Raw genomic sequence first — 18,594 nt, 5'->3', positions numbered from 1 at the left:
CTTCGCATCGTGCTGCCGCTTGATGAAATCCTTCGCGGCCGCGACGAACTCGTCGTCGCAGGTCTCCATCCGCTTGGCCGTCAGCGGGCCGGTATCCTCGATCCGTTGCTTGCCGACGCGCCCCCAGCGCATGTGCTCGGTCGGGTCGTCCTTATCGGTCGCCCACGAGTGGATCACGCCGCGCGGCCCGAAACGCTCTTTGAATTTCGGGAAGTCCTTCTCCGGCGGGTAGTCCGGCAGCTCCGGCTCCTCCTCCGCGTTCAGGTGGTAGAGGTTGCCGAAGAACTCGTCGAACCCGTGCATGGTCGGCAGGTACTCGTTCCGATCGCCGAAATGGTTCTTGCCGAACTGTCCGGTGGCGTAGCCGAGCGGCTTCAGGAGCTCGGCGATCGTCGGGTCCTCGGCCTGGATGCCGACCTTGGAGCCGGGAATGCCGACCTTGCTCAAGCCGGTGCGAAACACGCTCTGTCCCGTGATGAAAGCGGCGCGGCCTGCCGTGCAGGATTGCTCCCCGTAGGAGTCCGTGAAGAGCATTCCTTCCTTCGCAAGCCGGTCGATGTTCGGCGTGCGGTAGCCCATCAAGCCGTGGCTGTAACAGCTGAGATTCGCGATGCCGATGTCATCGCCCCAGATGACGAGGATGTTCGGTTTGTCGGCCATGCATGACCTCCTATCGGCGAGTTGCACTCGCGACTGGGTGCGGCGAAGCGGGTCAGGCTAGGACGACCGGATCTCGATGCCTATTGGCCCATGGTCCCATATCGAGTCGGCGGCGGGGCCCCAAGCGCTCGAGGCGTCTCGAGGTTGTAGTTCCACAATCCGTTGCAGCAGCCGCTGACGTCAGAGGGTCACGATGGCCGTCCTCGACGACGCGTGCGGAAATCTGATCCAGATCGCTCAGCGGCAGCGACCGTCATGAGCGATCGGGAGGCCGCGTCGCGAGCGGCCGCGAGCGCACTCAGACCGTCTCCAGGTACTTGTGGATCATCGCGACCGCCGCGGAACCCTCGCCCACGGCCGACGCGACTCGCTTCATCGAGCCGAACCGGACGTCCCCCGAGGCGAAGATGCCCGCAACGCTCGTCTCCAGCAGCAACGGTTCGCGGCTCAGGACCCAGCCTTTCGGCCTCGAGCCGTTGCGCGGCAGATCGGGCCCGGTGAGAACGAAGCCGAGCTCGTCACGCTCCACGAGGCCGGCGACCATCTCCGAGCGCGGCTCGAAGCCGATGAAGACGAACATCGCGTCGAAGCGCATCGTCTTTTGCTCTGCCCCGTCGCGATCCGCCCCGCCGTGGGTGATCGCCTCGACCGACTCCAGGCGGGTGTCTCCCTGCACGGAGGCGACCGTCGTCCGCGTCATCACCTCGATGTTCTCGGCGACCTCGATGCGATCGGCGAGGTAGCTCGACATCGAGCTCGAGATGGAGGAGGAGCGCACGAGCATCGTCACCTTTCGGGCGTAGCGGGCGAACAGCAGCGCCGCCTGCCCCGCCGAGTTCGCACCTCCGACGACGGCGACGTCGCTGCCCCGACAGCTCGCCGCCTCCGAAAGCCCGGCGCCGTAGTACACGCCGGCCCCGGCAAGCCTCTCTTCGCCGGGGACGTTGAGCTTCCGGACCCGCATGCCGCTCGAGAGCAGCACGGCATAGCTTCGCAGCTCGACGCCGTCCTCGAGCACCACGATGCGGTAAGGATTGTCGACGCGGATTTCCTTCACGCATCGCGGCATGACGACCTCGGCCCCGAACCGCCGTGCCTGGGTCGTCGCGCGCCGCGCGAGGTCGGCGCCTGCGATGCCGTTGGGAAAGCCGAGGTAGTTTTCGATCCGCGAGCTCGTGCCCGCCTGCCCACCCGAGACGTCATCCTCCAGCAGAATCGTCCTGAGCCCCTCGGACGCCCCGTACACCGCCGCCGCGAGTCCGCTCGGCCCGGCGCCCACGACGATCAGGTCGTAGAAGCTCCGGCTGGCTTCCGTCTGCAGGCCCAGATGCACGGCGAGGTCGTGCGTCGTCGGCGCGAGCAGCACCTTGCCATCCGGAAAGAAGACGACCGGCAGCTCCTTGAGGCCGGGAGTGTGCTTCTCGACCAGCTCGCGCGTGGACGCGTCCACGTCGATGTCGATCCACTCGTAAGGCGTCTGCATGCGGGAGAGGAAATCCTTCAAGACGTAGCTCTGCGGCGACCAGCGCGTTCCGGCCACGCGGATTCCGTCGAACGTCGGCAGAAAACCGGCCGTCCAGTCAGCCAGCAGATCATCCAACACCGGATAGAGAAGCTGCTCGGGCGGATCCCACGGCTTCATCAGGTAATGATCGAGTGCGACCTCGTTGATCCCTCGGATCGCCGCCTCGGTATCCGCATACGCCGTCAAAAGCACCTTGCGCGAATCGGGAAACAGCTTTCGCGCCTCGCGAAGGAACTGCGTGCCGCTCATGACCGGCATCCGCTCGTCGACCAGGAACAGCGCGACCGAATCGCCGCGCTCTTTGAGCTTGTGCACGGCCTCGAGCGCCTCGCTCCCCGAGCGGGCCTTGAGGATGCGATATTCGTTCTGATAGTGACGACGCAGGTCCCGATCGATGGCGGCGAGGACCTCCGAATCGTCGTCGACGGTCAGGATGACGGGTCTGGCCAAGCGTGATTACCTCCCTTGGTCCCGGCGGGCGGCCGAACCGTGGTAGGGCAGCTTGACGGTGAAGCGGGTGAATCCGGGCCGGGATTCGACGCCGATGCTGCCGCCGTGCTGCTCCACGACGATCCGGTGTGTGGTCGACAGGCCGAGGCCTGTGCCCTTGCCGGGTTCTTTCGTGGTAAAGAACGGATCGAAAATGCGGGATTGAATCGCTTCGGGGATGCCCGGGCCGTCGTCCTCGATCTCGACCACGGCCCATCCGTCGTCGGCGTGCGTATGGATCGTTATCGTGCCGACGCCGCCCATCGCATCCACGGCGTTGTCGAGCAGGTTGGTCCAGACCTGATTCAGCTCGCTTCCGTACGCCGGCACGCGCGACATGTCGGTGCAGTAGTCGCGTCGAACCGTGATGCCCTGCTTCAGCTTGTTCTGCAGGATGACCAGCGTGTTGTCGAGCCCTTCGTGGACGTCGATCTCCTGCATCGGCGCCTGGTCCAGGAAGGAGTAATTCTTCAGCGCGCGCACGATCTCCGAAATGCGAGACGAGCCCTCGGCGACCGTGTGCAGGAGCGCGTGCACCTTAAATCGGTGCGCCAGCCACCTGAGCGCATTGGGCAGCACCTCTTCATCGACCGCTGCCGCCAGTTCCGAGAGCTCCTCCGTATCTATTCCCTGTGCGACGAGGTGCGGGGCCAGCTCCCATGCCTTCTCGATGCCGCGGGCGTCCAGCCAGTTCTCCACGTCCGCTTCGCGATCGGATCGGGTCAGCGGGTCCATGTCGTCGGTCCGAACCGCACGCGCCTGCCCGTCTCGCTCGAGCGCCCTGAGTCGATCCATGGTGGCGGCGCCGACCCCACGCGCCGCCAGCTGGGCCTGCGCCTCCTCGCGCCCCAGCAGCTCATCGCTGAGCTGTTCGGCCGCCCGTCGCGTCGCGGCGGCCGGGTTGTTGAGCTCGTGTGCGACCCCGGCGGCGAGCGTGCCGAGCGTAGCCAGCTTCTCCGACTGGCGCAGGACGAGATCCTGCTTGAGATACGCCGTCTGTAGCTCCCGGAGCCGCGTCCGCGCGGTGACGAACGAGAGGAGCACCATGAAGGCGATCGTCGAGACTCCCATCACGTTCAGCACGAACAAGCCCACGACGACCCACGGCGGCAGGTTGTTTTCGATCGTGAGCTGCGGGCGGGCCAGCATCGCGCCGGTGACCGATACGGCGAAGGCGATGAACCAAACCGATGCCTCGCGCTTGGTCGCGAACAGGACCGCCATGAGGAACGCCATCATCGACCAGAGGGCCACGACGCTCGATCCGACGATGCCCCCGAGCGCGATCTGCACCATAACGGGCAATACCAGGATGAACAGCTGCTGTCCCCGACGGAACGGGGTGAATCGCCGCAGGCGCGTCAGCACGGCGAAATTGATCAGCGTGAGCACGGAGTAGGCGAGCGGGAGGAGCGCCACGACGGGCTCATTGAAGGCGTAGTAAAGCGCGGCCCAGACGAGTCCAGCCGGGACGATCAGGCTCGATGCGAGAGCGAACTGAACCTTGCGGTGACGCGTCTCTTCGTCATCGTCCGCCGCGCAGACGAGCGGCTCGAAGAAACGGCCCAACCGAAGACCGACGGCGGAATCGCCTGCCGGCACGCCGACGTGGGCTATCGTATTGCCGTTAGAAGGGATCGAGTCATAGGTCACGCATCGAAACCTGCGTGCGTGGGACGAGGACGAGCTTTAGAGGATGGTCGCATCTGAAGATAAGAGTGGGTCGGATTCTATCGAAAGGCCGAAGCGCGGCTCAAGACATCGGCGGGATTGTTCCTCCCGTCGAAGCTGTAACGCTCGATTCTTACAACGCACTCGTGGCACCACCGGGATGGTCGCGGCCGCGAGGCGGCGAAGGCGGCGGCGCGCTTTCGGGCGACAACTACTCCTATCGCCTGCTCGGCGGGTACCGTTTCGGCGACCGCTACTCCGTGGAGGCCACGCGGGGCCTCATGCCTGAAATCGGCGAGAAGTTCGAAATATTCGCAGTGCACGGCATCGCGGCGATGTCGTTCTCGAGGATCGGCCTATACGGCGGAGCGGGCTATTACGAGGCGTCGTTCGACAAAGGCATCCCGCTGCAGAGCGACGACTTCGAGATTCCGGGGATCGGCACGGCGGATCTGAGCGGCGTGAGCGACCATGAGCACCGGGACGACAGGGGCGTGACGGTGATCGGCGGCGTGAGGCTGGATTTAGGCCGCGGCAGTCTGCGCGCCGAGTACGAATGGCTCGACACCAGCAGCGCGTTCGCCGCGTCGGGCGTCAACCTGCTGTTCCTGATCCGGTTCTGATAAGACGGCCACAGCCGCCCTGGATCGATACGCGTTCTCGGTGTCGCGTGTAATGAGTCCCGAGCGCTCGAGCGAGCGGCCAATCCGTTGCAGCATCGACCGGCGTCGTGCGGCAAGTCGCCGCGCGGGCGGTGACGAGCGAACCAATCGCGATTGATTCTCGTTCGAGAAACGTTTCCGCGGAAGCGCGGATGCGTTGCCTGGCGATCGCGATACGTCCGCCGAGCCCATATATCGGGCTAAACCGCGCGCAACGCCGTGGCCACCGGCAAGCGGGCCGCCCGGATCGCGGGCAACAGCCCGCCGACGAAGCCGACCGCGCAGGCCCACAGGATGCCGAGCCCGAGAAGCGCCGGCGTCACCCGCACCTGGAACACGAGCGACGCGACCTGGTTGCCCATGCTGATCGTGTTGCCGCCGAAGAGCAGCCAGGCGGCAGCGGCGCCGATCAGCGCGCCGACGAGGGCAAGCAGCATGGCCTCGGCCAGCACGGACACGACGACGCCGCCCGAGCCGAAGCCGATCGCGCGCAGCGTTGCGATCTCGACCGTCCGCGCACTGACGGCCGAGTACATCGAGTTCAACGCGGCGAAGAGCGCCCCGAGGGCCATGATGGCCGCCACGACGTTGGTCACGACGGCCAGGATCGCCTGGACCTGCTGCGACTGCCCGCGGTAGTAGTCGGGCTCCCGAAGCACTTGGACGTCGAGCGTCGGGTCCGTTGTGATCGTCGCCTTCAGCTCGTCGAAAGCCTGAGGCGACGTCAAGAGCGCCGTGGCGCTCGACACCTGCGTGCGCTGGTAGGCGGACAGCAACGTATCCACGTCGGTGAGGATCCCCGACTCGAAGCTGTCACCGCTGCGAAACACGCCGACGATCGTCCACACGCTGCTGCGCAGCTCGACTCGATCGCCGATCTCGAGCCCCTGGTACTCGATCTGCGCATTGCGTCCGACGATCGCCTCCCGCAGCCCCGGCTCGAACATGCGCCCGGCCACGAGCTCGATCTCCGGACGCACGGTAAAGCCCTCCGGCGACATCCCGCGCACGGTCAGCGCTCCGAGACCGCCCTCCTTCTTCTCGAGATTCACGGCGATGATCATGTCGGTCGTCACGGCCGCCTCGCCGTCCGGCGTGCGGGCGATCCCGGGAGCGTTCAGGATCGTCGCCGTGGCCTCCGGCGACAGCACGCTCGAGATCTCGGACGTCGCGCCGTTGCGCAGGACGATCGCGCGGTTCTCGTTGCCCGACGAGATCAAAGTATCGCCGAGCCCGCGGACCATCGCGCCCACCGAGACGAGCACGCCGACGACGCCGGCGATCCCGATCACGATCACGAGCGAGCTGCCGATCCGCTGCGGCACGCTCTTCAGGTTCATGGCCGTCACGGCCGAGATTTGCTTGAGCAGCGTCATCGCTCGCCCCTCATCGCCCGGCCAGTGCGTCGACGATGCTGAGCCGCTGCGCGCGCCAGGCCGGGGGTAGAGCGCTCACCAGCGCGAGCAGCGCGGCGATCGCGAGGCCGGCCGCGACGACGACGCCCGGCAGCGGCATCGCGAGCACGCCCATCGCGCGAAATACGCTCGGGAAGGCGACCGCGGCGATCGCCAGCCCCGCGAGGGCCGCGACGCCGCAAAGAATCAACGATTCGGCCACGACGAGCCCGGAGACAGCCGCGTCCGGATAGCCGTAGGTCTTCAGCACCGCGAGCTCCGGGATGCGCTCGCGAACCGACTGCATCATCGTGTTCCCCGTCAGAAACAGCAGCGTGAACAGCACTGCGCCGACGATGGCGTTGACGAAGAAGTTGATGTCGCCGATTTGCGCGATCTGCGCGCGGGTAAAGTCTCTTTCGTTCTGCGTGATCGTCTCGTTCGGCGAATTCGCGAACAGGGCGTCGATCTTTTGCCCGATCTCCACGGCGCGGCTCGCGTCGCGGATCTTGGTCATGAATACCGCGACCGTGCCCCTGCCGAAGCTGCGCGACTCGTCGAAGTAGTCGTAGTGGAAGTAGACGTCGTCGGCGGGGAGCCCTTCGTCCCGGCTCTCCCAGATGCCGACGACGTCGAGCTCCCACGTGCTCGAGCCGTCGCGCTGCGTCCAGATCGTCGATCCGAGCGGAATGCGGTCGCCGATCTTCCACTCGAAACGCTCGGCCAGATCCCGGCCGACGATCGCGCCCGTTCGGGTTCGCATCATCGCCTCGAGCTGATCCTTCGGCAGGACGAACTCCGGATACATCTCCAGGAACTCGTCGATGTACACGGCGCCGGTATTGATCTGATTTCGCGGCTCCTGGTAGTAGCCGCCGAAATAGCCGTAAGGCACGACGTACTCGACGCCGTCGATGCTCTCCATCTGCGGCAGCACGGCGATCGGCAGCGGCTCGATGATGTTGATGCGGCTTTGCGTCATCAGCCGCGTCTCCTGCGTCAGCCCTTCGATCGCCGCGTCGAGCCCGGCCGTGACGCCGTGCATGATGCCGAACAGCGAGAACGCGACGACGATCGACAGTGCCGTGAGGCACGTGCGCACGCGCTTGCGCCAGAGGCCCGCCCAGATCAGCGGAAAATATTTCATGCAGCCGCCCCCACCGGGGCGTCGACGAGCACTCCCTTGTCCACGTAGAGCCGGCGGGACGCATGCTCGGCGGCCTTCGGATCGTGCGTCACCATGATGATCGTCTTGCCGTGCTCGCGGTTCAGCAGCTCGAGCAGCTCGAGGATCGATTCCGACGTCTCGCGGTCGAGATCGCCGGTCGGCTCGTCGCAGACGAGCAGGACGGGGTCGGAGACGAGGGCGCGCGCGATCGCGACCCGCTGCTGCTGGCCGCCGGAAAGCTCGGCCGGCTTGTGCTTCGCACGATCGAGGAGCCCGACGAGCTCGAGCGCGGCGCGCACGTTGCGCAGGCGCTCCTTGGCCTTGAGCTTCGTGAGCAGCAGCGGCACCTCGACGTTGCGCTCGGCCGTCAAGACGGGCAGCAGATTGTAGAACTGAAACACGAAGCCGACGTGGCGCGCCCGCCATTTCGCGAGCCGCCCCGGCGACAGCTGATCGAGCCGCTCGCCGGCGACGACGACCTCGCCGCGGTCGGGCCGGTCGAGGCCGCCGATGAGGTTCAGCAGCGTCGTCTTGCCGGAGCCCGACGGCCCCATCAGCGCGAGGAACTCGCCCTGCTCGACCTCGAGATTCAGCCCGTGCAGCACCTCCACGCGCTGCTTGCCGCGCACGTATCCCTTCACGACGTTACGGATCGAGACGATCGCTGCCATGCTCTACTCCTCGTTGGCAATTCGCACGCGGGCGCCGTCGACGAGCTGCGACGTGTCGCCGATCACGACCCGCATTCCGGCCGTGATGCCCGAAAGCACGATCCGGCCCGCGCTCGTCGTCGCCCCCAGGCGGACCGCGCGGCGCTCGACGCGGTCCTCGCGCACGACGAAGACGACGTCGGCGTCGCCGTCGGATGTCACCGCGTCGGGCGGAACGACGACTGCCGGCTGCACGGCCGGTGCGCTCGGCGCGTCATCGCCCGCGTCGAGAAACGACACCCGCACGCCCATCTCCGGCAGAATCCTCGGGTCTTTCTGGTCGAGACCGACTCTGACCTGCACGGTCGCCTTCGCGCGGTCCGCGGTCGGGATGATCGCGATCACGTGCGCGGGAATGGCCCAGTCCGGATAGGCGTTGAGCCGGACGGTCACGTCCTGCCCCTGCCGTACGCGATTGATGAAGCTCTCGCTGACGTCCACCTCGACCTCGAGCGAGTCCATGTCGACGATCGTGCCGATGCCGGTACGGGTGAAGCCGCCGCCGGCCGACACCGGCGAGACGATCTCGCCTTCCTGCGCAGCTTTGACCGTGACGATGCCGGCGAAGGGCGCCCGGACGATCGTGTCTTCCGTGTTGCGCTCGGCGACCCCGACGTTCGCCTCGGCGACCGCGAGCGCGCGCTCCGCGACCTCGACACTCATCCGCGCCGAGTCGTACTCGGCCTTCGCCGTGTCGAAATCCTGCTCGCTGATCACGCGCTTATCGAGCTGCTCCCGAAAGCGCTCGAAGATCGGCTGCGCGTTCTCGAACGCGACGCGAGCCGCATCCAGGTTCGCGCGTGCCTGGTCGCGCTGGGCGAGCGCCTGCGCGAGCTCGGCGCGGCGGTTCGTGTCGTCGAGCCGAGCGATGATCTCGCCCTCCTCGACGTGCTGGCCTTCCTCGATCAGGAGCTCGACGACCCGACCGGTGATCTTCGACGACACCGTGGCCTGCCGCCGTGCGACGACATAGCCCGACGCGTCGAGGATCGAGCCGCGACGCGCCGCCGCTTCCACGGCGCCGGGCTCCGCGACGGCGACGCGGACGATCGTCGCGGACGGCCGCCCGAGCAGGAGCCAGGCTGCCGCCGCGCCGCCCGCGAGCAGCAGGCCGATGCCGGCGGCCCAGGCAATCCGCGCGCCGCGCCGCGGCGCCGGCTCGTCGTCACGATCGATGCGCAACTGCTCGAGCAGCGTCGTACGTTGATCGATCAAGCTATTCGGCTCCTTTATCACCCGGCGTCGAGGGCGCATTCTCGCCGCCGTGCCGGCGAGAACGCGCAGCCTACCGCGCTTCCGGTCGAGACTCTACCGGCGCGACGATCGTCCGAAGACCGGAAGCAGGGGCGGGGTGATCGGGCTTTTCGTCGTTCGTTCGGCTGCGCATAGCAGATCGCGTGCCAACGCCGGTGAGCGCGTCCAAGCCATTGAGTCGGCGCGAATTGTCGCGATCGGATGCCGCCGGCGAACCGCGGAGGCACAGCCAGCAATTGGCCGTTTTCCCCAAAAGTCGCGGCGGACGGCCTATTCGTCGAGGACGAGGCGGCACTTCACGGTCGTCGGCTCGGCCGGATCCGTGCCCGCCCCGCCGGCGGTCGCCGCGGTGCTTTCGACGGGCACTTCCGTGCACACCGGAGTCGAGCGCATGTAGGCGGGCTTCAGGTGCGCGAACATCGTCGCCGTCGGACCGGGGTCGGTGCAGACGTCGACGAGCCCGAAGACGCTGAAGCCGCCGGAGGTCAACGCGTTGCAAAGCTCGGCCATGCGGCGGCCGAACCGGCTTTTCGCCTTGCCGGCCGAGAGCACGCTTCGGTCGCGCCCGCTGCCCCGCGCTTCGAACACGGACTCGTCGGGGGCGGCCTCCTCCGCCGGCGCCTCCTCCTCGGCGACGTCGTCCAGCGAGAAGGTGCGGTAGCGGTTCTCGCGCGCGATGCGCTCGGACGTTTGCTCGACCGCTCGGCGCCGCGCCTCCTCCGGGTCCACGTCGCGCACGACGTAGCGCCGGGGTGTGGGTTCGGCTTCGGTGCCGTCCTCGGGGGGGCCCTCGGGGCTCGCTTCGGTCTCGGCGGGTGCCTCCGGGCGTACTTCGGCTTCGGCGGGCACCTCGGGGCTCGCTCCAACCTCGGCGGGCACCTCGGGGGCGGGCGGGACCGCCGGCCGCGGCGGCGGGACGGCTTCCGCTCGAGCAGCCACCGCGGCGGGCGGGCGGGCACCGCTGTCCGCCGAGGCGCGTTCCGGCGGAGAGGGCGGAGCCTCCGGGGGCTCGGCCGGCGACCGCGGCACCTCGGTGACCCAGACGACGGCGGGCGGGGGCTCGGTCGGGAGGTCCGTCGCGACCCACGACAGGCGGGCCGTGGCGCCGAGCACGGCCGCGTGCAGCGCGATCGACAACAGCGCTGAGCGGCTGCGACGAAACGAGATGCGTCGGCGCGTCACTCGGTCCCCGTCGGGCCTCGGGCCACGGACAATGGTTGAACGCTCGGCCGGGGGTCATCATAAGCCAACGGGGGACGTGCGCGCCGGCGGTCGACGGGGCCGTGCGGCCCCCGCCCGGCATGGCGTATAGTCCGCGAAAGCGCCAATCGAGACAGGGGGAAGTTCCATGGCCCGGAATCGCACGCCGATGCGGCCGCGCTTCAGCCGCCGAACCTTCGTCCAGACTGCAGGCGCCGCGGCGGCCGTCGCGCTCGGCGGCGTGCCGCTTCGCGCGTTGGGCCAGGATCGGCGCCTCGCGTCGATCGGCGGCGTCGCGAAGACGCGCGCCGGGCGCGTGCGCGGCCTGCTCAAGGACGGCGTGCATCAGTTCTGGTGCGTGCCGTACGGCGCACCGACGGGCGGGCAGAACCGCTTCATGCCGCCGCAGCCGCCGGCGCCATGGACCGGCGTGAAGGATCACTTCGAGATCACGTTCGCCGCACCGATCGAGCCCGGCGCCGAAGAGCCCGCGCCCGTCGTCACGGCGCTGAACCGGCACACGCCGCAAAGCGAGGACTGTCTCACCGTCAACGTCTTCACGCCGGGCCTCGACGACCGCGCGCGGCCGGTCATGGTGTGGATGCACGGCGGCGGCTTCTCCGTCGGCTCCGGAAACTATCTGCTGTACGACGGCACGAACCTCGCGAAGAAGGAGGACGTCGTCGTCGTCGCGGTGAACCACCGTCTGAACGTCTTCGGCTTTCTGCATCTCGCCGATCTCGGCGGCGAGAAGTGGGCGCAGGCGACCAACGTCGGCATCCAGGATCTCGTCGCGGCGCTCGAGTGGGTGCGCGACAACATCGAGAGCTTCGGCGGAGATCCGAGCCGCGTCACGATCTTCGGCCAGTCAGGCGGCGGCGGGAAGACGACGACGCTGATGGCGATGCCGTCTGCGCAGGGGCTCTTCCATCGCTCGATCGCGCAGAGCGGCTCCGCGTTCCGCGGCATTCCGGCGGACCAGGCGAGCGAGGCCGCGGAGCGCTTCCTGCTCAAGCTCGGTCTGCGCACGGACCAGCTCGATCGCCTGCAAAGCATGGACTACCGTCGGATCCAGGCGGTCTACTACGCCGAGCCGCGGATCGAGCGGCTCGGCACCGGGCCCGTGATCGACGGCCGCATCCTGCCGCGGAATCAATGGGACCCGACGGCGCCCGCCTACTCGGCCGACGTGCCGTTCCTGACGGGCTCCACCGAGACCGAGAACGGCTGGGTCGGACCGCCGCCGTACGACCTCCCGGACGACGAGATGCTCGCACACTTCGTCGAGCTCGCGAACGACGATCCGGCGGAGGGTCGGCGCTTGCTCGATCTCTACGCACAGCTGCATCCCGATAAGCGCAACCAGATGCTATGGCTCACGGCGGAGTCGGACGCCACGCGGCGCTGGAACGCGCAGGAGCTTTGCCGGCTGAAGCACGAGCAGGGCGGGGCGCCGGCCTACCTCTACTTCTTCGACTGGTATTCGCCCGTGCACAACGGCCGCATGGGCGCGTACCACACCCTCGACATTCCGTTCGTCTTCTACAACCTCGACATCGCCGCGTCGATGACCGGATCGTCGCAGGAACGGTACGCGCTCGGGCACGTGATGAGCGCAGCCTGGGCGGCGTTCGCGAGAACCGGGGACCCGAACCACGCCGACATGCCGCACTGGCCGGCCTTCGACCCGGCGACGTATCCGACGATGATGTTCGGCGAGGAGGTTCGAATGCGGAACGACCCGAACCACGAGGCGCGCCTCGCGCTCGCGAAGCTGCGGAGCAGGCGAACCTGAAAAATGGTGTCAGACACCTTTTCCGCGAAAAAGGTGTCTGACACCTTTTTTTATGGCGCGACCGCGCCGCTTCAGTCGTACTCCGTGTACTTGCGCGCGTCGCCCTTCACGCGCTCGGCCGGGTACTTGCGCGCGTTCAGCGCGATCTTCTCGTCGGCCGCCGCGGGGAGATCCACGTCGAGCACGTCCGCAAGTCTCACGAGATAGAGCAGCACGTCGGCGATCTCCCTGCGCACGCGCTCGAGCTTTACGGGGTCGAGCGTGCGGCTCTGCTCTTCCGTGAGCCACTGAAACTCCTCGAGCAGCTCCGCGGCCTCTGCGGCGAGGGCCATCGACAGGTTCTTCGGCGAGTGGAAGCGCTCCCAATCGCGCTCCGAGGCGAACGCGCGCAGCCGCTGCCGCAGCACTTCGAGCGCGTCGCCGGTCATCGTTCGAGGTCCCCGATCGCTCATTCCCGGGCGCCGAGGCCCACGAGCCTCTTCAGCTCCTCGAACCTCGCGGGCTTCTGCACGAAGTGGTCGAAACCGGCCGCGCGCCAATCGATCTCCTTCGGCCCGCGGCCGGAGAGGCAGATGAAGCGGCAGCCGGAGAGCTCCGGGCGGCCGCGCAGCCGCCGGACGAGCTCCTCGCCCGGCATGTCCGGCAACCCGAGATCGACGACCGCGACGTCGAATCCGGAAGCGGAGCACGCGGCTTCCGCGGCCTCGGCATCGCCGGCGACCACGACCTCGCATCCCGCGTTCTTCAAGAGAAGCTTCAGCAGCGTGCAGCTGTCTCGATTGTCGTCGACGAGGAGAACCTTCGTGGCCGCCGCCTCCCGAGCGGCCGCCGCGGGAGCGAAGCCGTAAGCGCGGCGCCGGTCCGCGAGCTCCGCGGCCGTGACGTCCTGCGTGTAGTACGCGACGGTGTTCACGAGCGTCGCGCGGGCGAGCGGCTTGCTCAGGTAGTCGTCGCAGCCGCATCCGAGGCACTTCCGCTCGTCCTGCTTCATCGCGTTCGCGGTCAGCGCGATGATCGGCTTGTCGTACCCGCGGGCGCGCAGCTCTTTCGCCGCGGCGTAGCCGTCGACGACGGGCATCTGCATGTCGAGCAGAATCGCGTCGAACGGCGCGCCGCGCGCGGCGGCCTCGTCGACGCAACGGATGGCCTCGCGTCCGTCCGCCGCCAGCGCCACGCGGGCGCCCGCCTCCTCGAGCATGTGCTGCGCGAGATAGCGCATGTCGCGGCGATCGTCGACGACGAGCACGCTGCAGGCGAGCGCGCGCACCTCGACCCGCACGCCGGCGCTCACGCCCGAGCGCGCCCGCGGGTCGAACAGACCCACGCCCTTGAGATCGCCCGTGGCGACGGTCAGCGTGAACGTGCTGCCCTCGCCCACCTTCGTCGAGACCGTGATGTCGCCGCCGAGCATCCTGCTGAGCGCCCGAGAGATCGAGAGGCCCAGCCCGCTTCCGCCGAAGCGGCGGGTCACCGACGAGTCGGCTTGCGTGAACGGCTGGAAGAGCTTCGCGAGCGTCGTGTCCGGGATGCCGCAGCCGGTATCGACGATGTCGAACCGCAGCTGCGACTCGGCCGGCATCAGGCAAACGACGATCCTCACCTCGCCTTCGTCGGTGAACTTGATCGCGTTCTCGACGAGGTTGATCAGGATCTGCTTGAGGCGCGTCGGATCGGTTTCGATGGACTCCGGCAGGCGGCCGTCGAACTCGACCTCCAGCGCGAGTCCTTTCTCGGCCGCATGCAGCCTCAGCAGCGAATGCACCTCCCACACGAGCGCCGCGGGCTGCACTCTGCGGAGGTCGAGCTCGAGCTTGCCGGCCTCGATGCGCGAAAGATCGAGGATGTCGTCGATGATCTCGAGCAGATAAAGGCCGTTCGTCCGGATCGTATCGAGGCTTTGCAGATTGTCCGGATCCTCGAGCTGCCCGGCGAGGATCTCGGCGTAGCCGAGGATCGCGGACATCGGAGTGCGGATCTCGTGGCTCATGTTCGCGAGGAACTCGCCCTTCGCCCGATCGGCGGTCTCGGCGATGCGCCGCGCCTCGCGCAGCTCGTGCTCGGCCAGCTTCATCTCGGTAATGTCGAGCGCTATCCCGTGCCAGAGTATCGTGCCGTCGGGCTCGGCCACCGGGCTCGCGTACGACTCGATCCAGACATTTCCCTTGCGCGGGTGAGCGTAGCGGAACTGCGCGTGCCACATCCCCATCTTCGCCGCGGATTCCTTCGTGATCTCGGCGAGTCGGCGTCCGTCCTCCGGATGGATGCGTGCAAAGAGCGGCGCGGCGTCGTTCGCGACGTCCTCGGGCTCGAGCCCCCACGTGTCGCGCACGTTCGGCGATGTGTACGGGAAGGCCGGCGGCCCGCCGTCCGAGCGGACACGGAACGTGAAGAGCGTGCCCGGTGTCGCATCGGCGAGCCGGCGCAGCTGCTCGGCGAGCTGCAGTCGCTCGCGATCGGCCTGCTCCGCCTCTTTCCGTTGCGTGACGTCCTCGAGCGTGCCGATCATGCGCACGGGCCGGCCGTCCGCAAAGAAGGTCTGGCGGATGTCCCGTATCCAGCGGACGCTCCCGTCCGGACCCGGCGCCGTCCGGTACTCGAGCTCGCAGTGGCCGCCGCCCGAAGGGTCGAGCCCGCGCCGGGTGGCCTCGTCCACCCGCCGGCGGTCCTCGGGATGCACGCGCTCGAGATACGTGCGGTAACGAATCTCGGCATCCGGCGGCAAGCCGAAGAGCTCCTTCGATCGGGCGCTCGCCACCAGCTCGTCGGTTTGCGGGTGGTAGTCCCAGGTGCCGAGATTCGTCGCGAGCGTCGCGAGGCGCAACCGTTCCTCGGCCGCGCGCACCGCCTCGTCGCCCCGCCGCCGCTCGATCGCCTCCGACAGGGTACGCGCGATGCCGTCGATAAAATCGATGTCGTCGGCGCTGAAAGTCGCTTCGTGTCTCGTGTGCACGCCGAGGACGCCGATCGGACCGTCGGCGCCGGGGATGATCGTGCTGAGCCCGCTGACGACGCCGTGCTCGAGCAGCAGCGTTGGCGTGCCGAAGCGGGCATCGTCGTTCAGATTGCGGACGACCACCGGCGTGTTGGACGCGAGGGTATATACGGCCTGAGAGTCGCTTCCCTCATCGATCGTGACGTGGCCGATCACGCCTTCCCGCCACCCGTGCCCGGCCCGAACCAGCAGGCGGCCGTCCGGAAGGACCTCGAGCAACTTCACGAAGTCGGCCTCGAACGTCTCCTGCACGGTGCGCACCGCGTCCTGGATCAGCGCGTCGAGATCCTTCTCGCCCAGCGCCCGCCGCCCGAATCCCGCAAGCGCCTCTTGTTGCCGCTCGCGCCGGCGCAGCTTCTCCGTCGTGCGCTGAAGCTCGGTGACGTCGGCGAACGTCAGCACGACGCCCTCGACCCGATCGTCCGGCGTGCGGTACGGCAGGACGCGCCGCTGGTAGTGCCGATCGTCGGCCCGGCTGTGCAGCTGGCGCTCGCGGGGCTGCAGATCGCGGAGCACGGCACGGCCGTCCTCGACGAGCCACGGATCATCGATCGTCGCGGCGATGTCCGTAAGCGGCCGGCCGATGTCCGCGGCGATGAGATTGAAGAGCTCCGTGCAAGACGGCGTGAAGCGGCGTATCCGCCACTCGGTGTCGAGGATCAGCGTCGGCACGTGGCTGCTCGTGAGGAGATTGTCGAGGTCGGCCGTCGTCGTCTGAAGCTCCGCGACCTTGGCCTCGAGCTGCGCGTTGAGCGTCGTGAGCTCCTCGTTCAGGGACTGAAGCTCCTCCCTCGAGGTCTCGAGCTCCTCGTTGCCCGCTTGGAGCTCCTCGTTCATCGAGATGGCTTCCTCGTGAGAAGCCTTGAGCGCGTCGTTCGCGGCCTCGAGATCCTCGATGGTGCTGTTCAGCTGCTCGCGCACGGCGCCGAGCTCCTGGCGGAGCTCCTGCACGAGGCCCTCCTCGCCCGGCTCGTGGTCGAGCTCCGCGGGCGCAGACGGAGCTTGGATCTGCGCGACAGGCTCGAAGCTCAACAGCAACAAGCCGTCGTCGGCAGCGCCGCCCTCGAGCGGCCGGATCTTGCCGCTGCAGCGCCGCAGACGGCCGTCGCGGAGCACGCGGAATTCGAACTCGGCAGGCTCGCCCGTGCGGCGGACGCTGCGAAGCGCGGCGCGCAGCTTCGAGCGCAGCCCCTCGCGCGCGAGCTCGAGCACGTTCGGCGCTTCCGTGCCGACCTCCCCGAGCGATAGCTGCAGGTACAGATCCGCGGCGCCGTGCAAATACAGCAGCCGCCCTTGCGAGTCGACGACGGCAACGCCTCGATCGAGCTCCTTCAACAATTGCCTTTGCACGCGCTCGGGGATCCCCCGCGAGCGCGCCGGAAGCCGCAGCGGCAGCGGCGCCGGAGCGCGCAGGTTCGGCAGCCGCAGGCTCACGTCCGCGAACTGGCCGACCGGCAACGCCGCCGTGATGCCCGTGCGGCGGTAAATGCGCCACTTCTTCGATACCGGCGCGAACAGCGGCTGTGCTGCGCCGACGGTCTCGGAGGTGCCGAGAAACAGGTATCCGCCGTGCTTCAGCGCATATTGGAACGCAACCATCACGCGGCGCTGCGCGTCCGGCTCGAGATAGATCAGCAGGTTTCGGCAGCAAATCAAATCGAGCCGCGAGAACGGCGGTTGCGCGAGCACATTCTGCTCCGCGAAGATCACCGACTCGCGCAGCTGCTTCGACACGCGATACTCGTTGCCTTCTCGAACGAAAAATCGCGCGAGCCTCTCGCTCGACACGTCGTTTTCGATCGATAACGGGTAGAGCCCGGACCGCGCCGCGTCGAGCGCATCCTCTGCCACGTCGGTGGCGAAGACCTGAACACTGCGCGCAGCGCGGCCCGCGGCTTCGTTTCGCTCGTGCAGCAGCATCGCGAGCGTATAGGCCTCTTCTCCGGTCGCGCAGCCGGGCACCCACGCGCGGATCGGCGCGCTCCCGTCGTCGCTCGCCGCGAGCTCGCGCAGGACCCGCTGCTCGAGCACCGCCCACGCCTCGCGGTCGCGGAAGAAGCGTGTCACGCAAATCAGCAGATCGCGGCGCAGCGCTTGCACCTCGAGACGATTCGCGTGCAGCAGCTCGAGGTACTCGGATGCCCGCTCGATCTGGTTCAAGCCCATCCGGCGCTGAATGCGGCGCGACAGCGTGTTCTTGCGGTAGCGGCGGAAGTCGTGCGTCGTCTCCCGCCGCAGCAGCTCGGTGATCGCCAGCAGCTCCTCGTCGCGGAGCCGCTGCGGAGCATCGCCGGACGAATCGGCGGCTGCCGGCTGAAGATAGGAGTGCTGCGCGTAGCTCAGCAGCTTCTCCGGCATCCGCTCCACCGGCAGGATCATGTCCACGTGCGCCATCGCGAACGCCGTCTTCGGCATGCAGTCCGCGGCGCCGTTCGGCGGCTCTTCGACGATCGTGAGGCCGCCGTTCTCCTTGATGTCGCGCAAGCCCCCGACGCCCCACAGCCCGCCGCCGGACAGCACGACGGCGACGCCGCGCTCGCCCGCGTCCGCGGCGAGCGTGGCGAGGAACCTGTCGAGGGGAGCGGCGCCGCGCGCGCGCCTGCACTTCGACGCGTGCAACACGCCGCCGCGAATCGTCAGCGCCATGCCGGGGGCGGGAAGGTAAACCGCGTTCGGCTCGACCGGGGTGTCGCTCGCGACCTCTTGGACCGGCGCGATCGCTTCGTGCTCCAGCGCCGCGGGCCAGCTCCCTTCGGCATGCGGCGGGCCGTCCGGGATGATCACGAACGCGATGCCCGACCGAGGCGGGGTCGCGCGCAGCAGCGCGAGCAACGCTTCGGTCCCGCCGGCGGAGACTCCGACGCCGACGATCAGCGGCCGACTCGAGCCGGGCGGGCACGGGGGCGCTCCTCGGCCGGACGGCGAGGAGCCGCGCGTCGCGGGAGGCGACGAAGCCGCACTGGGGGAATCCGGCAATTCTCCTCCCGGATGCCGTCGCAGATCGAGCCGGGAATGTTAGCAACAAATCCGCGCATCGGGTCTGCGCCCGGGGCCGTCGCCGCTAGCGCGAATGA

The 18,594-nt window shown here is 68.1% G+C and carries 12 protein-coding genes; 2 read left to right on the top strand and 10 right to left on the bottom strand.

Annotated features, from left to right (window positions below; genetic code table 11):
• From VF329_07340 to VF329_07330, 3 genes are all read right to left on the bottom strand, one after another.
• On the bottom strand, positions 1–660 hold a 660-nt coding region (locus VF329_07340; GenBank protein HEX7080810.1), incomplete at its 3' end, for a sulfatase-like hydrolase/transferase.
• Between the two features lie 298 nt (positions 661–958).
• Positions 959–2,635: an FAD-dependent oxidoreductase gene (locus VF329_07335; protein HEX7080809.1), complete on the bottom strand. Its 1,677-nt coding sequence runs from the start codon at positions 2,633–2,635 to the stop codon at positions 959–961.
• Positions 2,636–2,641: 6 nt separating this feature from the next.
• Positions 2,642–4,327: an ATP-binding protein gene (locus tag VF329_07330; protein HEX7080808.1), complete on the bottom strand. Its 1,686-nt coding sequence runs from the start codon at positions 4,325–4,327 to the stop codon at positions 2,642–2,644.
• 164 nt (positions 4,328–4,491) lie between these two features.
• Between VF329_07330 and VF329_07325 the strand changes: the two genes are divergently transcribed.
• A complete protein-coding gene (locus tag VF329_07325; protein HEX7080807.1) occupies positions 4,492–4,968 on the top strand; it encodes a hypothetical protein in 477 nt (158 codons plus the stop codon).
• A gap of 239 nt (positions 4,969–5,207) precedes the next feature.
• Here the strand turns inward: VF329_07325 and VF329_07320 are convergent, their stop codons facing one another.
• The 5 genes from VF329_07320 to VF329_07300 form a co-directional block, all read right to left on the bottom strand.
• A complete protein-coding gene (locus VF329_07320) occupies positions 5,208–6,383 on the bottom strand; it encodes an ABC transporter permease (protein ID HEX7080806.1) in 1,176 nt (391 codons plus the stop codon).
• A 10-nt stretch (positions 6,384–6,393) separates the two neighbouring features.
• On the bottom strand, positions 6,394–7,548 hold the full coding sequence (locus tag VF329_07315; protein ID HEX7080805.1) for an ABC transporter permease: 1,155 nt from the start codon (positions 7,546–7,548) through the stop codon (positions 6,394–6,396).
• Entirely contained in the window at positions 7,545–8,240 is a 696-nt protein-coding gene (locus VF329_07310; protein ID HEX7080804.1) for an ABC transporter ATP-binding protein, read from the bottom strand. The genes VF329_07315 and VF329_07310 overlap by 4 nt, the downstream gene beginning before the upstream one ends.
• 3 nt (positions 8,241–8,243) lie before the next feature.
• Positions 8,244–9,494, bottom strand: coding sequence for an efflux RND transporter periplasmic adaptor subunit (locus VF329_07305; protein ID HEX7080803.1), 1,251 nt, complete (start codon positions 9,492–9,494; stop codon positions 8,244–8,246).
• Positions 9,495–9,803: 309 nt separating this feature from the next.
• Positions 9,804–10,715, bottom strand: a complete 912-nt coding sequence (locus VF329_07300; GenBank protein HEX7080802.1) for a hypothetical protein — start codon at positions 10,713–10,715, stop codon at positions 9,804–9,806.
• 166 nt (positions 10,716–10,881) lie between these two features.
• Between VF329_07300 and VF329_07295 the strand changes: the two genes are divergently transcribed.
• On the top strand, positions 10,882–12,528 hold the full coding sequence (locus VF329_07295; protein HEX7080801.1) for a carboxylesterase family protein: 1,647 nt from the start codon (positions 10,882–10,884) through the stop codon (positions 12,526–12,528).
• 71 nt (positions 12,529–12,599) lie between these two features.
• Here VF329_07295 and VF329_07290 read toward each other — a convergent pair whose 3' ends face one another.
• Both VF329_07290 and VF329_07285 read right to left on the bottom strand, forming a co-directional pair.
• The gene (locus VF329_07290) at positions 12,600–12,980 is read right to left on the bottom strand and encodes a nucleotide pyrophosphohydrolase (GenBank protein HEX7080800.1); all 381 of its coding nucleotides are present in this window, start codon (positions 12,978–12,980) and stop codon (positions 12,600–12,602) included.
• Positions 12,977–18,496 (bottom strand): CheR family methyltransferase, encoded by a 5,520-nt coding sequence (locus tag VF329_07285; GenBank protein ID HEX7080799.1) that lies wholly within the window; start codon positions 18,494–18,496, stop codon positions 12,977–12,979. The genes VF329_07290 and VF329_07285 overlap by 4 nt, the downstream gene beginning before the upstream one ends.
• Between the last annotated feature and the right edge of the window lie 98 nt (positions 18,497–18,594).

Source organism: Gammaproteobacteria bacterium (assembly GCA_036381015.1).
Taxonomy (GTDB): domain Bacteria; phylum Pseudomonadota; class Gammaproteobacteria; order Steroidobacterales; family Rariloculaceae; genus ZC4RG20.
The sequence above is the reverse complement of the archived record's forward strand: the minus strand, read 5'-3'. Positions and strand labels throughout refer to the sequence as shown.